This is a genomic window from Pseudoalteromonas sp. P1-8, from assembly GCF_001399985.1.
GTDB lineage: Bacteria > Pseudomonadota > Gammaproteobacteria > Enterobacterales > Alteromonadaceae > Pseudoalteromonas.
In genome coordinates this window covers 48,272-63,938 of sequence record NZ_LJSO01000001.1, presented here as the reverse complement: position 1 = coordinate 63,938, position 15,667 = coordinate 48,272, and the positions used below count along the sequence as shown (strand labels likewise).

Annotated in this window: 11 protein-coding genes; 5 read left to right on the top strand and 6 right to left on the bottom strand. The window is 38.2% G+C overall.

All coding sequences use genetic code 11. The annotated features are described in order from the left end of the window. Nucleotides 1-21: 21 nt before the first annotated feature. Nucleotides 22-1,467 carry an exodeoxyribonuclease I gene (gene sbcB, locus AN213_RS00245; protein WP_055196766.1) on the bottom strand — a complete coding sequence of 482 codons (1,446 nt, stop codon included), beginning with the start codon at nucleotides 1,465-1,467 and terminating at the stop codon, nucleotides 22-24. A gap of 265 nt (nucleotides 1,468-1,732) precedes the next feature. Between sbcB and AN213_RS00240 the strand changes: the two genes are divergently transcribed. The 3 genes from AN213_RS00240 to AN213_RS00230 all read left to right on the top strand — a co-directional run bounded on the left by AN213_RS00240 (nucleotide 1,733) and on the right by AN213_RS00230 (nucleotide 3,077). After that, nucleotides 1,733-1,915, top strand: coding sequence for a hypothetical protein (locus tag AN213_RS00240; protein WP_055196764.1), 183 nt, complete (start codon nucleotides 1,733-1,735; stop codon nucleotides 1,913-1,915). Between the two features lie 83 nt (nucleotides 1,916-1,998). Further along, nucleotides 1,999-2,583: a hypothetical protein gene (locus AN213_RS00235; RefSeq protein ID WP_055196762.1), complete on the top strand. Its 585-nt coding sequence runs from the start codon at nucleotides 1,999-2,001 to the stop codon at nucleotides 2,581-2,583. A gap of 113 nt (nucleotides 2,584-2,696) precedes the next feature. Then, nucleotides 2,697-3,077 carry a hypothetical protein gene (locus AN213_RS00230; RefSeq protein ID WP_055196760.1) on the top strand — a complete coding sequence of 127 codons (381 nt, stop codon included), beginning with the start codon at nucleotides 2,697-2,699 and terminating at the stop codon, nucleotides 3,075-3,077. A gap of 13 nt (nucleotides 3,078-3,090) precedes the next feature. Here AN213_RS00230 and AN213_RS00225 read toward each other — a convergent pair whose 3' ends face one another. Beyond that, a complete protein-coding gene (locus tag AN213_RS00225; RefSeq protein ID WP_055196758.1) occupies nucleotides 3,091-3,510 on the bottom strand; it encodes a hypothetical protein in 420 nt (139 codons plus the stop codon). 83 nt (nucleotides 3,511-3,593) lie between these two features. After that, complete coding sequence (locus tag AN213_RS00220) at nucleotides 3,594-4,535, bottom strand: sodium-dependent bicarbonate transport family permease (protein WP_054561675.1); 942 nt, start codon at nucleotides 4,533-4,535, stop codon at nucleotides 3,594-3,596. Nucleotides 4,536-4,644: 109 nt separating this feature from the next. Between AN213_RS00220 and AN213_RS00215 the strand changes: the two genes are divergently transcribed. Beyond that, on the top strand, nucleotides 4,645-5,595 hold the full coding sequence (locus tag AN213_RS00215; protein ID WP_054561674.1) for a LysR family transcriptional regulator: 951 nt from the start codon (nucleotides 4,645-4,647) through the stop codon (nucleotides 5,593-5,595). A 17-nt stretch (nucleotides 5,596-5,612) separates the two neighbouring features. On the opposite strand, the gene AN213_RS00210 is transcribed toward AN213_RS00215, so the two are convergent. The 3 genes from AN213_RS00210 to AN213_RS00200 all read right to left on the bottom strand — a co-directional run bounded on the left by AN213_RS00210 (nucleotide 5,613) and on the right by AN213_RS00200 (nucleotide 9,070). Beyond that, nucleotides 5,613-6,755 (bottom strand): GGDEF domain-containing protein, encoded by a 1,143-nt coding sequence (locus AN213_RS00210; protein WP_055196756.1) that lies wholly within the window; start codon nucleotides 6,753-6,755, stop codon nucleotides 5,613-5,615. Between the two features lie 81 nt (nucleotides 6,756-6,836). After that, nucleotides 6,837-7,730: a TIGR01777 family oxidoreductase gene (locus AN213_RS00205; protein WP_055196754.1), complete on the bottom strand. Its 894-nt coding sequence runs from the start codon at nucleotides 7,728-7,730 to the stop codon at nucleotides 6,837-6,839. Between the two features lie 89 nt (nucleotides 7,731-7,819). Continuing rightward, nucleotides 7,820-9,070, bottom strand: coding sequence for a diguanylate cyclase domain-containing protein (locus AN213_RS00200; RefSeq protein ID WP_160318711.1), 1,251 nt, complete (start codon nucleotides 9,068-9,070; stop codon nucleotides 7,820-7,822). 249 nt (nucleotides 9,071-9,319) lie between these two features. Between AN213_RS00200 and AN213_RS00195 the strand changes: the two genes are divergently transcribed. Continuing rightward, nucleotides 9,320-15,634: a M4 family metallopeptidase gene (locus tag AN213_RS00195; protein ID WP_055196750.1), complete on the top strand. Its 6,315-nt coding sequence runs from the start codon at nucleotides 9,320-9,322 to the stop codon at nucleotides 15,632-15,634. Nucleotides 15,635-15,667: the final 33 nt, after the last annotated feature.

The following is a 15,667-nucleotide window of genomic DNA, read 5'->3' as shown; positions in this document are numbered from 1 at the left end:
CAATTATTGTCGCGTTTTTTATTACATGCTTTGTGCGTAATTGTATAACGCTTTTAAAATATGCAGATTTTTCTCGTTATCATCATTTTCATGAGCCAGATTTTCCAGGGTGATCATGAAATCTTGCCCACTGATCGACGGGCTATCTTCACCATGCATTAGCTTGTTTTGGCAATATTGGCGCCAACTGGCTAATTCATCTTGGCTAAGGGTGTGTGGCCAGTTTCGCGCGCGGTATCTAAATAACAAGGTAGCAAACTTTTTATCATCGAAATCAAGCTGCATTGAGGCTAATTGCTCAGGGCTTGCATCACGTATCATAGCAAATTTTGCTTTATCAGCATGGCTGGTAAAACCATCATAAAGTTGATAATCAGGGTTAGTGGTTTCGCCGTAATCACGCTGCTCGTTAAACACTTCGGTTACTTTGTCGCGAAGCTCAGTGTTGGCTTTTAAAATAGCGAGATTTTGTAAGCACTTTTCGCGGTCAATACCTAAACGGGCTGCGTTCTCTGGTAACAAGGTTTTTGCTGGTGCGAGAATAGGACACTTATTTAAATGCACGAGTTTTAAGCCTACCGGTGCTTCATCTTCGCCAAGGTCGCTGTGTTTTGTGTAAAGACGCGTTCGTAGCTCTTTAACTGATAAATCTAATAAGACTTGCGGATCTTCAGTTAAATTAAAGCAAATAATGGCGTTTTTATTGACTGGGTGAAAGCTCATTGGTGCAATCCAGCTGGTGCAGCCTTGGCTTGCCGGAATTCGTGATGAGGTATGCACCAATGGTGTCATGTTAAACACATCAACTAAATCAGCCAGTGCTTTTTTAGAACGTAAGCTAAAGAAAAACTGATACAACTTAGGTTGTTTTTCTTTTATTAATTTTGCCAACGCTATGGTTGCCGTTACATCACTTAAAGCATCGTGAGCGGCAGCGTGCTCAATGCCATTGGCAACGGTTAAATGCTCGAGCTTAAAGCTCGGTGACCCGTCTTCTTTTAGCGGCCACTCAATGCCTTCTGGGCGAAGTGCATAACAGGCACGCACTAAATCAATAATATCCCAGCGGCTATTATTGCTTTTGTATTCACGCTCGTATGGGTCATAAAAGTTACGATATAAGCTGTAACGTGTGACTTCATCATCAAAACGGATACTGTTATAGCCCGCAACGCAGGTATTAGGTTGGCTAAATTCAGCATGGATCTTTGCCATAAACTCAGCTTCAACTAAGCCTTTTTGCATCGCAACTTGCGGGGTAATACCCGTTATTAAACACGCTTCAGGGTGGGGCAAGTAATCGGCAGCTGGCTTGCAATACTCAATTAACGGCTCACCAATAATATTCAAATCGAGATCGGTACGAATACCTGCAAATTGACTCGGTCGGTCCTTTTGAGGGCTTGCGCCAAATGTTTCGTAGTCGTGCCAATAAATTGTTGGTTGCTGTTGTTCTGGATATGCCATGCATTAAACCTTGCTAAGCGTAGGACCGCTTTGACTTATTTTTTGAATTAACAGAATTATGGCATAGAGCCTAGCTAGTTTATAGAGCTAAACGGTTTGATGCCGTTCAGCGTACGTTTTGTATACACGGTTAGTATAAAAAATGGCCTAACGGTTTAATTTTATGCTTATATAGGGTCTAGTCGTTAGTTTTTACCCAAATTTGTATTTTAGTGGCTCGGTATTTGCTAACGAAAACTATCTTTAACAATGAAGGAACAAAAAAATGACTTTATCAGCTTTATTACTATCTACTTTAGCATTCGACGCAGCACCAGTTTCAAGCTTTGATACTACAAAACTTCAAGGTACTGGTGGAATAATTATTCTAAACCCTAAAAAGAAAAATCAAGAATTACAGGGAACTGGTGGGATAATCATTCTTAACCCGAAGAAAAAAGAAAATTAATATAAATTAAAGAAAACCAGCCAAGAGCTGGTTTTTTTTATACTATAAGATTATGATTATGAACATCTTTAGTAGGATGATTCATGCAATATTTAGTCGAATTATACAATGAGTTGCTTGTAGCAACAGCTGTTCATAAAGTGTTTTCAGTGCAAGTTATCATTGCAATAAGTTATGCAGTTGCTTTAGTCCTATCATTTTATAGAGCACTACGAAATAGAGAGCTCTTCAGTGATTTCTTATCAATAGCCGTGGTTGTTTTTAAATATCAACTTACATCTCTACTGATGGAAAAAGTACTGATCTACGTGCAAGAAACCGGTGAAAGTGGAATTGCTCAAAATGTTTATCTGATTGTGGCTGGGATAAACCTATTAAGTTTATATATCCTATACAAATTGCATCAGCGATTCAGCTATAAGTATGGAGAGCTGTTTTTAAGTGTATTTAAGCTTACGATCGTAGTAACAATCGCACATTTAATTGTGTGGGTTAAATTTGTTGTCTTAAACATTCAAGAAGAACACGCCTATATACACTACATGTATAGCTTTATTGTGCTCTACATTAGTATTGTGCTTGCTGTTGTGATGTTGTTTCCGGGTCTTTTGAAAACCAAATTAAAACTATTACTTAGTCCAAGCTGGCCGTTTGGAACAAAAACTTAACATTAATTATTAGATGATTTTCAGTCTCATACTAGCATTTATAATGCTTTTTCCTGATGTATTACGGACCAAGTTTGGGTGTATAGTAACATTTAGTTTACCGAGGGATCGTAATGCTTGAACTAATTTACATAGCCATTGCCGTTTTAGCCATCTTGCTGATTGCAAGTACATGGTTGATTGCGCGCAAAAATATCTTTGAAGATCAAATCAGGTCTAAGTCTGTTGAGGTTGTTTGGTGCACGTTACAAGCCGAGCATGAAACAGATATCAGCAAAGCAATTAAACTATTCAATAAAGCTGAACAACTAAAGAACGAAATTGCGACCTTAATGGGCACTTCACCGCACGCTGCAAATTTTAAATTAGCAGAACCGACTGGGCTTGGTAGCGATAAAATAAAGGAGTTATCGCTTGGAGAGCTGCAGCGATACTACGATAAGCAAAACAACATATCTGACATTTACGAGAAAATGTACAAAGGTAAGAATTAGTAAAAAAGCCAGGTTATTTAACCTGGCTTTGTATTTTGAGCTCTTTTGCTATTTGTTTTAGCTGAATATCTGCAAGTTGACTAAGTGCTTCTTGCGTTTGATTTTCACCCTTAATTAACCCCGCCATTGATAGCTTTTTTATACTCTTGATAATACCGTTACTCACTGCTTCTAATACCGGCCCATCGAGTATAGCTGTGGTTTGGTTATTACCATTAAGTAGTGAATCAAAGCTAACCTCAGAAGCTTTAGTCACTTTATCAATTAACTCATAAGGAACAGTTGCAAGCTCAATGCTTTGCTCACAAAAGCCACGTTGTAATGATAAATGTTGCTCTAATTCTAAATTATTTTGCACCTGGCAAAGCGTACATAAGCGCATAAAAATATCACTTACATGCTGTTGCTCAGTGCTAAGCGTTTGATTGAACATAGCATGTCCTTGCACTGCTTTTTTATTTATATTAAACGACTTTTTAAAAAATCTCATGCATAAAGTGATAGTTAGCGAATCTTTTAATTCATATACAATGCTATTTGATGATACAAGCCAATTCCTAGTAATACATTGAAAGGAAAGGTAATACCTAAAGAACATAACATGGCTAAGCCTATATCAGCATCAGGAATCGCTGCTTTAATAGCCGCTGGAGCAGCAATATAAGAGGCACTAGCAACTAGGCTTGCTAATATTACTACCGAGCCCAGTTCGAGTTGAAGGGCAGTACCAACACAGACGCCGATAGCACCCAATAGGTTAGGTGTTATAAGTGCAAATAATGCTAAACGCCAATGATGCCATGGAATAGGGCGCAGTGTTTGTGCAGCCATTAAACCCATTTCGAGCAAGAATAACGCTAATACAACTTTAAAGCTGTTTGTTAAAAGGCTAGTTACTTGGCTGCCTTGTTGTGTGCCGTACATCATGCCAATAATTACACCACCTACAAGCAGAATCACGCTTTTGTTAGTCAGTGTTTCATGCCATAGCGCTTTGAGTGATAGGTTTTGCCCAGACCCATTTCCCAGACGGCGGAATAGTAACAAACCAACGATGATGGCAGGTAACTCAAGCATTACTAAGTAAAGCGTGACTTCAGCACCCACATTAAGTGAGTTCGATTCGGCATATGCTAAAGCAACGGCGAATGTACCTGCACTTACTGAACCATAGTGGGCGGCAATACTTGCGCTATTAGCAACAGAGAGGTTTAGCAGTTTGTTTAAAACTGGGTAAAGCATTAAAGGTATTAAGCCGCCAAGCAGTAACACAGCGCCCATTTCGGGTAAGAGTTGCCAATGTAAATTGCCATGTAGCACCATGCCGCCTTTTAAGCCAATGGTGAGCATCAACAATAGGCTAAGAGTTTCATAGGTTGCTTGCGGAATTTTTAGGTCAGAGCGAAGTAATCCGGCTGTGAGTCCTAAAACAAAAAACATTACCACAATATCAGGCACTTTGTTCTCCTCTTGGTTAAAAGCGCCGCTATTCTAGATAAAAATTCACATAGTAAATAATTAAATAAGTGATAGTATCTTATAGATAATAATCTATGGGTTGGGTTTTATGGACTTAAGACATATTTCTTTTCGCTTACTAGAAGTGTTTATGTGTGTGGTAAAAACGCGCTCTATCAGTGAAACAGCAAGGCAGTTACACTTAACGCAACCAACGGTTTCGCAACAAATTAAACGCTTACAAGAAACAGTTAATGAGCCATTAGTGATGGTTAACCAGCAGCGTATACATGTTACAGAAGCAGGTTTTGCGTTGTTTCAAACATGTCAGCAGGTGTTTGGTCATTTTGATGACTATCAAGATTACTTAGCTGAGCTTAGAGGCGGTGAGCGCGGGCGCTGTAAAATAGCCATGGTTAACACCGCACAATATATTTTGCCTAAGTTACTTGGTCCGTATAGTAATTTACATCCGCATGTTGAATTGCCACTAGAAATTGGTAATCGTGCTGAGGTGCTTGCCCGGTTTGAAAGAGGCGAAGACGATATTTATGTATTTAGTCATCCCCCTTCGTTAGAACACGCAAAAGCGGGGCGGTTTTTACAAAATCCTCTTGTATTTATTGCGGCAAATAACCATAAGCTTGCGAGTAAAAGTCATGTAACTTTACATGACTTAGTGAGTGAACGTTTTTTACTTCGCGAGCCAGGTTCAGCTACGCGAATGCTGTTTGAGAGTGAACTGCAAAGCAGAGGTTTTGTCCTTAGCAACACAGTTCAAATGGCGAGTAACGAGGCTATTCGTGTTGCTGTTGGCTCAGGAATGGGGCTGGGGGTGGTTTCGCGCCATGTACTGCCACCTCACGATACGAGTTTTTGCATGCTAAATGTTGAAGATGTGAATTTGGCCAGCCATTGGTATTTTGTAGTGCGCACCGATCGCCATTTATCACATGCGGCGCGCAACTTTTTAAAATTTGCCCAACTGAACTTAGAGCAATGCTTAGATAAACAGTGGGTGACCAATGAGCTAAGCCAGCTAAATGAGAGCTTAAATTAAACTAACAAGTTGTTGCGTTAAAATGCCATGGTCACAACCTGATTACGACCATTTAATTTTGCTTTGTATAAGCCTTTGTCGGCCTCAGCCAGTAATTCGTTAACATTATTGGTGCCCGACTTATGGGTGATGATACCGATACTGATAGACAGGTTTATTTCATGGTCATTGTGTACAAAGCTATCATTATGAATGGCTAAACGAATTCGCTCTGATAAGATTTCTCCTTGAGCTTGGCTAGTATTGGGTAGTATTACTGCAAACTCTTCACCGCCAATCCTAGCTACTAGATCGTGCTCACGTAGCTGGCTTTTAATCTTTTTAGCAACCCACTTAAGTGCTTCATCACCCGTTTCGTGGCCATGCTGATCATTAACTCTCTTGAAAAAATCGATATCTATCATCAAAGCGCAAAGTTTTGTTAGGTTGTTGTTTGCTTGTTCTAAATAATTGTTACTAACGCTAATAAACGCTCGACGATTCAATAGACCTGTTAGCGAATCACGATTAGCAAGGTCACTCAGTACCTGCTCATGCTCTAAGAACATCATTAATGGCCAGATCATGGCGGTTAGTGTGGTAATAACAATATGGCTTATGAGAATAACAGCTAATATTTGTTTCAAGTCTGTTTGCAACAAACCTAGGTAATCACTAAGTAGTAGTGAAAACTGGGTTACCATAATCAAAGCGTGAATGACGAAACACAACTTGAGTAATACTAAATGCATGATGCGTTTAACATGCAACTTCCTTAGCGCGAAAGCTGCATAGCTAAAACATGCTGCAATTATGGCTGTTGTGAATAACTGGCTAAATGGTGAATCATAAACAAGGAGTAATATTACTGCAGCTGCAACTAATACATATGCACATTTATTTTGACATTTTTTGTCTGATTGACTGTAAGCATGAATACCTAGTATGGCTGCTAAGGGAGCTGAAATTATCAGTAAATCAGCTAGATAATGTGTAATTAGAGTAAGGTCGATAAAAATACGCAGAGAAGCTGCTATTTGTGCGCCTACAAATATGAGACACGAGCTACCCCAATATAAATAACTTGATTGTTGTCTTAAAAAATACAAAGACAATAAGAACGACCCAATAATCACATTCAATAAAATTGATATGCTGATTATGGTGGGTAAATGCATCATGACTTTCCCTGAAGAATCACTCGACTAAAATCTATTTAATTATTATGTATTAGTTGAGTATTGGCAACCCGTACATTGTAACTATAATTTCAGGCTTTCTAATGCCGGCTGCAATGTTGGATAGTGGAAGCGGTAATTGTGACTAAGTAGTTTATTCGGAAGCACAAATTGACCATGAAGCAGAAGATCAGACATTTCTCCCATCATCAATTTTAAAACCCAGCTAGGCATACGTAGCATGGCAGGTCGCGAAATCACACTCGCGAGTGTTTGACTAAATTCATTATTATCAACAGGGTTTGGCGCAGTGGCATTGACAGGCCCGTGTATCTCTTGATGTGAAAGCACAAAAAGGATGAGTTGGATCATGTCGTCAATGTGGATCCACGACATTCCTTGTTGACCATGACCTACTGGTCCACCCAAGCCAAATTTAAAAGCAGGCAGCATTTTACCTAAAGCACCACCTTGCTTAGCTAATACGATACCTGTACGAAGTAGGCATACTCGAGTTTGGTCAGATTGTGCTTTCGTCGCTGCATGCTCCCAATCACGGCAAAGAACATGGCTAAATTCAGGATAAATATCATTAAAGCTTTCATCAATTGGCTGGTTTTCTTGGCGACCATAAAAGCCAATCGCACTGCCAGAAATAAAGGTATGAGGCGGCGACTCACAGCGACTAATTGCTTTAGATATCTGTAAAGTAAGATTAATTCGGCTATTCAGTAAAGTTCGTTTTTGCGACTCGCTCCAACGTTTGTTGACTATTGGTTCACCTGCTAGGTTAATGACAGCGTCAATCTCTTCAAAGTTAACTTCATCGAGTGACTTAACAGTGTGTACTTGATGAGTCAGTATGACCGCGGCTTGAATAGGGTTGCGTGTTAGCACAGTAACCTTGTGGTGATTCAATAAAAAAGGGCACAAATGTCTACCAATAAGGCCCGTTCCACCTGTTAATAAAATATGCATAGTGCTGCCTTAATTAATATCTGTGTGTATTTTTTATACATAGTGATGGTGATTTTTGCAAATATATACGTATAAAGCAGTAATTTAGATTAGTCTTCTTGATTGTGGTTGTTGTAAATATGATAGCTATTTTTTAACTCATGTTTAGCGTGATACATTGCTTGGTCAGCTAGTCTCAGCAATTCTTGGTGATCTAGGCTGTGATCTGGAGCAAGGGCTACCCCAATACTTAATGAAATATTTAATGTGAGCTGTTCAAATACAAATGGGTTATCAAAACGTGCCAATAGATGCGTGCTCATGGCATTAATGTGTCTGTATTTAGCGATATTATGTGTAATTATGACGAATTCATCTCCCCCATAACGATACACATCATCATCGGCTCTAACTGATGACGTAATCCGTTTTGCGGTTTCAATAAGAACTTGGTCACCAATTAAATGGCCGTATTCATCATTGAGTTGTTTAAATTTATTTATATCTATAAATATAACAGCCAGTTTATTGTCTTCAGAGCAAGTAGTAATGGCTTGCTTCAATGCTGGCTTTAACTCTGTGCGATTTAAAACGCCTGTTAGATGATCATGACTAGCTTGAAAATTTAACTTACTCGTTCGCTCATAAACGATGTCACTCATGCGTGCAAAGCGTTTTAACACATAGCCAATTTCATCATGGCTACTAATCGTCAACGTTTTTGGTTTTTCGCCTTTTTCTAGTTGATCAGTGTTTTGAATTAATAACTTTAGAGGTTTAAAAAGCTTTGCATTGATATAAAAAGCGCAAAAAACTAACAAGATGAGCATTAATGGTATTTGCAAAGTTACGAAGTGAGTTATAAATAGTCTGTTTTTTTGGTAGTCAGCATTTTGCTGTTCTAACTTGGCAAGCTCAGTATTTTGAAACTGTAAAATATGCTCGCGGATCTGGTCCATATACTTTTTACCCTCATTCGTTAACACAATCGCTTTAGCTTCTTCGAGGGCATATGGCGTGCCTTGCATTACAAGTGTGACAGTTAATGCTAACTCTGCTAATTTTTTGTCGACCAGCTCATCAATTTCAGTAAGAGTGTCTTGTTGTTCGGGGTTATTTAGCGTTAGCTTATTGATAGTCAAAAAATGTTGTTTAACTTGTTCAAGTGCTGTGTAGTAGGGCTCTAAATAGTTGAGGTCTTGAGTTAATAAATAACCACGTTGCCCAGTTTCTGCGTTCGTTATTTGATTGTAGAGCTTTTCAGATTCATCGAGAACATCATGAGTATGGATCACCGCCTCAAGCTTAGCCTGACCTTGCTTATCTAATACATAGATAATGAAGGTATTGGCTACCACCACTAAAAAAATAGAGGAAAGTAGAAGGATAAATTTAGCTCTCAGCGACATAGGGTGAGTAGGGGGGACCAATTAAGTTGTTAGTTATAAAGTATTAACTGATATTGGGTGTTTTTCCAGTTTGGGTTTTAAAATATGAACTCGAAATTTTAGTTAAATTATTAATGTGAGCTTAACAAATTGGTGCAGATTGTGTTTATTTTTGGTATTTTAGTTCCGATAATAAGTAAATAAAGTATTTAAGGAACTATTATGCATAAGGGATTAATTGCAGGTGCTGCAGTTTTTAGTATGTTCAGCGCATACTCTCTTCAAGCTGCAACAGTAGAAAGGGTAAGTCCCTCTAACAAGCCACAACTTCAAAACCTGCTATTAACAAATCAGTCTCTTCAAAAAAATCAAACAAAAGGTTCTTATTTTGAAGAGGTTATTTTGCCTCACCATAACTCTAATGGTGTACTAAGAAAAAATTCATCAAACAAAATTCTACAGCAATATTATTCTGGGGTTCCTATCTGGGGGCAGCAAGTTCGTATTCAAGATAAGTCACAGCATATGAGTGGCTTTTTTGCGACCGATATCGATGATGCAAAATTACAATTAAGAGCAAACAGTCAATTTGATTTAGAAGCTGCAGTTTTAGCTGTGCTTAAAGCTTCTAAACTGTCACTAGATTCTTCTTATAAGCTCTTAAAATCAGAGCGTTACATTTATGTTAAAAACGATCAAGCTCATTACGCATATTTAATTGAGCTTGAAATTTTGAATGCTGAACATGAGTCAAAGCCTTCAGCTATCATCAATGAAAAAACTTATGAAGTGTTTAAAGCGTGGAATAATATCAAGCACACACAGGCGATGGGGCCAGGTGGTAATGAGAAAGTTGGCCGTTATGAATATGGCGAAGATTATCCAGCATTTGCTGTTTCTCAAGTAGGAGAAACATGCTTTCTAGAAAATGATAAAGTAAAAACTGTTTCGATGGAGTCAGGCAGTGAACCCTCATCTGCGTTTTCATTTCCGTGTGATCGAAATACTCACAAAGAGGTTAATGGTGCCTATTCGCCTTTAAATGATGCACATGCATTTGGAACCTCGGTGTTTGATATGTATGAGCAATGGTATAACACGGCACCACTGACCTTTAAGTTATTGCTACGTGTTCACCAAGGTGATGGTTGGGAGAACGCAACATGGAACGGCTCTGCGATGAGTTTTGGTGATGGTGCCGATAGTTTTTACCCGCTAGTATCTTTAGATATTGTATCTCATGAAGTGAGTCATGGTGTTACAGAGCAAAATTCCAACTTATTTTATTACGACCAATCTGGAGGAATTAACGAGTCATTTTCAGACATGGCTGGTGAAACCGCTGAATACTTTGTCAGAGGTTCTACAGATTGGTTGACAGGTGCTGATATTACAAAAAATAGAGCAGCATTGCGTTATTTTGAAACCCCGTCTAATGATGGTATTTCAATAGACCATGCATCTGAGTTTTATTCTGGTATTGATGTTCATTACAGCAGTGGTGTGTTTAATAGAGCATTTTATTTACTAGCAAATAAGCCAGAGTGGGACCCACGTAAAGCTTTTCAAATTATGCTTTACGCAAACCAAAATTATTGGGTAAATTCAACTGACTTTATTGATGGAGCATGTGGCGCAATCAACAGTGCCATTGATTTAGGCTATAAAACAAATGATGTTGTCGATGCATTCAATACGGTAGGTGTTGTATGTAATAACATCCAATTCATTGATAATGATAACGATGGAATGGATGACAATTGGGAGTTGTTATATTCACTGGACTCATCAGACCCTACAGATGCAGCAGGTGATCTTGATGATGATGGATTGACCAACTTAGAAGAATACAGATTAAATTCATTGCCAAATAATTCTGATACTGATGGCGATAGCCTAACTGATTATCAAGAACATCATGAGTATCAAACAAGCTTAACTAATCCTGATTCTGATAACGACAAAATGACTGATGGTTGGGAAGTCAATTTCGCATTAGATCCTCTAGATAGTGCAGATGCAGAGAGTGACTTAGACAATGATAGCTTCACAAACCTAATTGAATTTTTACTAGGCTCAGACCCAAGTGATGCAGATTCTACGCCTTCAATTCCTGAAACAATCGCTATTAATTTTAATGATAATCTTGTTCCTGAAAGCTTTGATTTTACAGACCCTTCAATGCCATGGGAAACATATCAAATAGATGAAAGCTACAACTTTTCTCTAACTAACAATGATATCGATGATAATCAAACAACGAGCTTTGAATATAGCTTTGTAACAGACCAGACTAAGTACCTCAGCTTCGTTTATAAATTATCTACAGAAGCTGATTTTGATCATTTATATGTGTATCTAAACGAGCAATTAGTTGTAATTGATTCTGGTATTACCGATTGGCGCTCATTCGAGCAAGTCATTCCTACAGGCTTAAATACACTTAAATTCGCTTACATAAAAGATAGTTCTGTATCATCAGGCTTAGATTCAGTCTTCATTGATAACATTTTCATCAGTAATGAATTTGCTGATACTGACGGTGATTCGATACCAGATTCTTGGGAAGTTGCGAACGGCTTAGATCCTTCGAATCCAGATGATGCATCATTAGATAATGATAATGACGGTTTGAGTAATCTTAATGAGTTTTTAAATCAGGGCGATCCTAATAACCTTGATACAGATGGAGACCAAATTCCAGACGGCTGGGAATATGAGCATGGTCTAAATTTAACAGACTCTACTGATGCAATGCTTGATAGTGATAATGATGGATTTAGTAACTACACCGAGTTTCAGTTACAAACAGACCCACAAGATGCAGATTCATTTCCAGAGCAATTGAATCTAACTAGTTCATTTGAAGATTCTCAACTTCCTCAATGGTTTAATCATTCATCAGAAAACAATGCTGATTGGTACATTGATAATAGTTTTGCTACCGATGGTTCGCAAAGCATTCGCTCTGGTAAAATCTCAGATAGTCAAATGAGCTCATTCAGTGCTACAGGTGTCTTCGTGGAAGCATACCTTATATTTGACTATAAAATAGAGTCTGAAGAATGTTGCGACTCTTTCGTTCTAAAAATTAATGGTTCAAATAGTGACAATAAGTCGATTGCTGGAACAAAAGAAGGGTCGGTAACTGTTAAAATCCCTGAAGGTGTTAACGTTATTGAGTTCTCATATACAAAAGATGGATCAATCTCTACTGAAGAGGATGCTGTTTGGTTAGATAATTTTAAATTTATTCCTAATACGAGCGATGTTGATACTGATAGTGATGGCCTGCCAGATTTTTGGGAAGTTGAAAATGGGCTTAATTTAACTGATGCTAATGATGCTTCTTCTGACTACGATAATGACGAACTAACTGCTCTGCAAGAGTATGCTCTTGGGACAGATCCTAGGCATTCGGATAGTGATGGGGATGAACTTCCTGACGGTTACGAAGTAAATGTACTTATGACCTCACCGATTAACGTAAATGCTACTGGTTCTGATCGAGATGAAGATGGTTTTACAGACGTACAAGAATATTATGCGCAAAGCTCGCCAACAGAATACGCTTCAACGCCTTCAGCAATAAATAACCTTTTCGAAAGCTTTGAAACTGGTGGGTTACCAAACCGCTTCACGGTGTTAGCAGCAAATAATGTTGACTGGATTTCAAGTGATAGTTGGTCTTCTAACGGAGTGAATAGCCTTTCTTTTAACCCTAACTTTAGTGGCGAAACTTATACACAAGTGAATGCAGGCTTTGCTATTGCTGGTTTGTTTGAGCAGGGCTTTATCACTGTTGACTACAACATTAATAAATATAGGCTTTTACAAGTTCAAGTTAATAATGAAGATATTGAAATTCAGTACGAAAAATCTCGACTATTAATTCCTATAGCTAGTGGCTTCAATACAATTAAATTTAATCTAGATGGTGCTGATTTTTACCGTTACGACTCATTTTTCATTGATAGAGTTGTGTGGACTTCAGAGGTTGATACTAGTTTAGATACCGACAGTGACGGCATGGCTGATTTCTGGGAGTATCAATTTGGTCTGAATGTTCTTGACTCATTCGATGCAAGTCAAGATTTAGACAGAGATGGTTTGGCTAACTTAACTGAATTTGAAATAGGTTCTAACCCAACAGTTGAAGATACAGATTCAGATGGTGTGGTTGATAGTGAGGATAGTCATCCAGATGATCCTAATTTAGGAGAAAATTTACCGCCAGTATTCTCAGATTTGTCACCTGTGACAATAGAAGGGATTTATGAAAACACATACATTTCTAGAAGCCTTTATCCTGAGGTAACAGATAACAATAGAGTTGCTGTCGATGTATACCCTTCGTCTAGAACGCTTGTTTATGGCGAGAATCAAATAACTTGGGTAGCTGAAGACATTGCAGGGAATAGTGCAAGAGCTGTGCAAACATTCTTTGTCACTGATACGACCCCTCCTATCATTCAAGACTATGCTGTAGCTATGAATGGTGGATTTACAGAAGAGCAATTGTTCGAGGAGTTGTTAAGCCGATCAGTTGTTTATGATGCAGTATCAGGCATAAATGAAATAACTATTGAATCAGACATTGATATAGCATTTGAGTCTGGACGTTACTCTTTAGATATTACGGCAAGCGATAATGCTGGTAATACTACAGCTGGAACTATTAACCTGCATATAAATCCACGTATTGATATTCAACCCTATACCTATGTTTATCGGGATGCTCTGCCCGTTGTTGCGCTTAATGTGAGAGGTAAACCGTTATATGATAACTTTGGTTTGAATTTGATTGCTGGCAATTATATTCAATCTATTAGTGACTACAGCTATGAAGGGACTAAAAATGTAGTATTAGGAAATATGCTTGACTCGTTAGTTGATTCAATTGAGCTTGAAGTATATGACGGCGGTTACACAGAAGAGTTTAATAAATCTGAAATAATTCATTTAGATGAAGATGCACCGCGCAGTATCACGGCCACTTATAAACAAAATGGTAAGCGAATGGCGAGTTTGGTCAAAGGGTATGGTACTCATGTTGAAATACAAGCGTATGGCTTCTCAAATTATGAAGATTTAGAGCTTAAAATGACATTATTATCTGATGACCAAGTCATAAATGAAGTTTATGTGTATACGTATGACTCAATTATATGGAGAGGTGATTTTAATTTTGCAGATGACTGGCAAGGAGAGATTACCTTTAATTATGACATCTTAAAAGATGGTGAGTCAGTTATGACGAAAACTGAGACTGTGTCACTAATTGATAATGTTACCTTTGATAATGGAACTGCGGACACAGATGGTGACAATATTCCTGATAGTACAGAGTGGATAGGCGATAGCGATGGTGATGGGATTGTTGATTTCTTAGATAGTTCTTCTAACACTTCGAAAGGAGTTCTAGCTTCAGGAGCATATGTTTTTACGAACAATGATTATCATGTTATTAGCGCGGGTGATGTTATTCGCACTCAAAGTGATAATTTCATAGAAAACATGAATATCTCTGAAGAGATGTTGCTTGATGCCTTCACGGATATGGACGTTGAAGATCCTCATTTCCAATTGAAAAGTGATTTGATAAACATCAATGTAGAGCTTGCTCAGCGCACAGAATCAGTAGACCTTGCTTTACCAATACTTGAAAACTCTCTATTGAGTGATGAGTTACAAGCACGCGTACTAACTTTAAGTGGTTGGAAATCGGTAGAGATAATTGCAAGCAGCGACTTTAGTTCTGAGTGCAGTAATTGTTCAGCCTTTACGGTTGTGGATGGTAGTGAATTTGACTTAGACGGCGAGAAAAATGGTTTTGTTGAGGTTGTCGCTAAACTGGCACAAGAAAGTCTTAATAGCGCACCAACATTATCTCTTATTATTCCTGAGACAATAGACGAGCTGCATACCTTCGTTTTAGATGCGTCAGGAACATCAGATAGCGATGCAGATGAGTTAACGTATAACTGGTCTGTATCAATACCCGAAGTTACTATCGAAAACCAGAATGAAAGTATAGCAATCTTGAAAGTGTCTGAGCTTTTAGAGTCGAAGCAGGGAACAATTTCTTTAACCATTAACGATGGCTATGAGGAATTTGTTCATGAGCAATCTGTTTTATTCTTGCATGTAAACCAATTGCCAACAATTGAACTTGCTAATAGTTATACAGTTAATGAGAATGTAGAAGGTGTGATTACTGTTTCTGCGACAGATAAAGAATCACAGCCGTTAACTTACAATTGGATCCAAACACAAGGTCTTCAAGCTGATATTCTTCAATCGAATTCTCAAACGTTAAAATTTAAATCTCCAACTGTTTCTGAGGATTCATTGCTTAAATTCAAAGTAGCAGTTTCTGACGGAGAGGGAACTGCAGAACAATCAATAGATGTAACTGTCAAAAATGTAACTACTAGTAGTAATGGTGATAAAGCTGAATCTAGTAGCGGTGGCGTTTTTGTCTTTCTAATTGCTCTGTTACCTTTCGTTTATAGAAGGCGAGTAAACAGACACTAAAATAGCTAATAAAAGCCCCTTTTTAAGGGGCTT

What these genes read in the sequence shown, in the direction of transcription:
- AN213_RS00215 (WP_054561674.1), top strand. Translation starts at nt 4,645, where the DNA reads ATGGACTTAAGACATATTTCTTTTCGCTTACTAGAAGTGTTTATGTGT.
- AN213_RS00205 (WP_055196754.1), bottom strand. Translation starts at nt 7,730, where the DNA reads ATGCATATTTTATTAACAGGTGGAACGGGCCTTATTGGTAGACATTTG.
- AN213_RS00195 (WP_055196750.1), top strand. Translation starts at nt 9,320, where the DNA reads ATGCATAAGGGATTAATTGCAGGTGCTGCAGTTTTTAGTATGTTCAGC.
- sbcB (WP_055196766.1), bottom strand. Translation starts at nt 1,467, where the DNA reads ATGGCATATCCAGAACAACAGCAACCAACAATTTATTGGCACGACTAC.
- AN213_RS00225 (WP_055196758.1), bottom strand. Translation starts at nt 3,510, where the DNA reads ATGTTCAATCAAACGCTTAGCACTGAGCAACAGCATGTAAGTGATATT.
- AN213_RS00210 (WP_055196756.1), bottom strand. Translation starts at nt 6,755, where the DNA reads ATGATGCATTTACCCACCATAATCAGCATATCAATTTTATTGAATGTG.
- AN213_RS00235 (WP_055196762.1), top strand. Translation starts at nt 1,999, where the DNA reads ATGCAATATTTAGTCGAATTATACAATGAGTTGCTTGTAGCAACAGCT.
- AN213_RS00230 (WP_055196760.1), top strand. Translation starts at nt 2,697, where the DNA reads ATGCTTGAACTAATTTACATAGCCATTGCCGTTTTAGCCATCTTGCTG.
- AN213_RS00240 (WP_055196764.1), top strand. Translation starts at nt 1,733, where the DNA reads ATGACTTTATCAGCTTTATTACTATCTACTTTAGCATTCGACGCAGCA.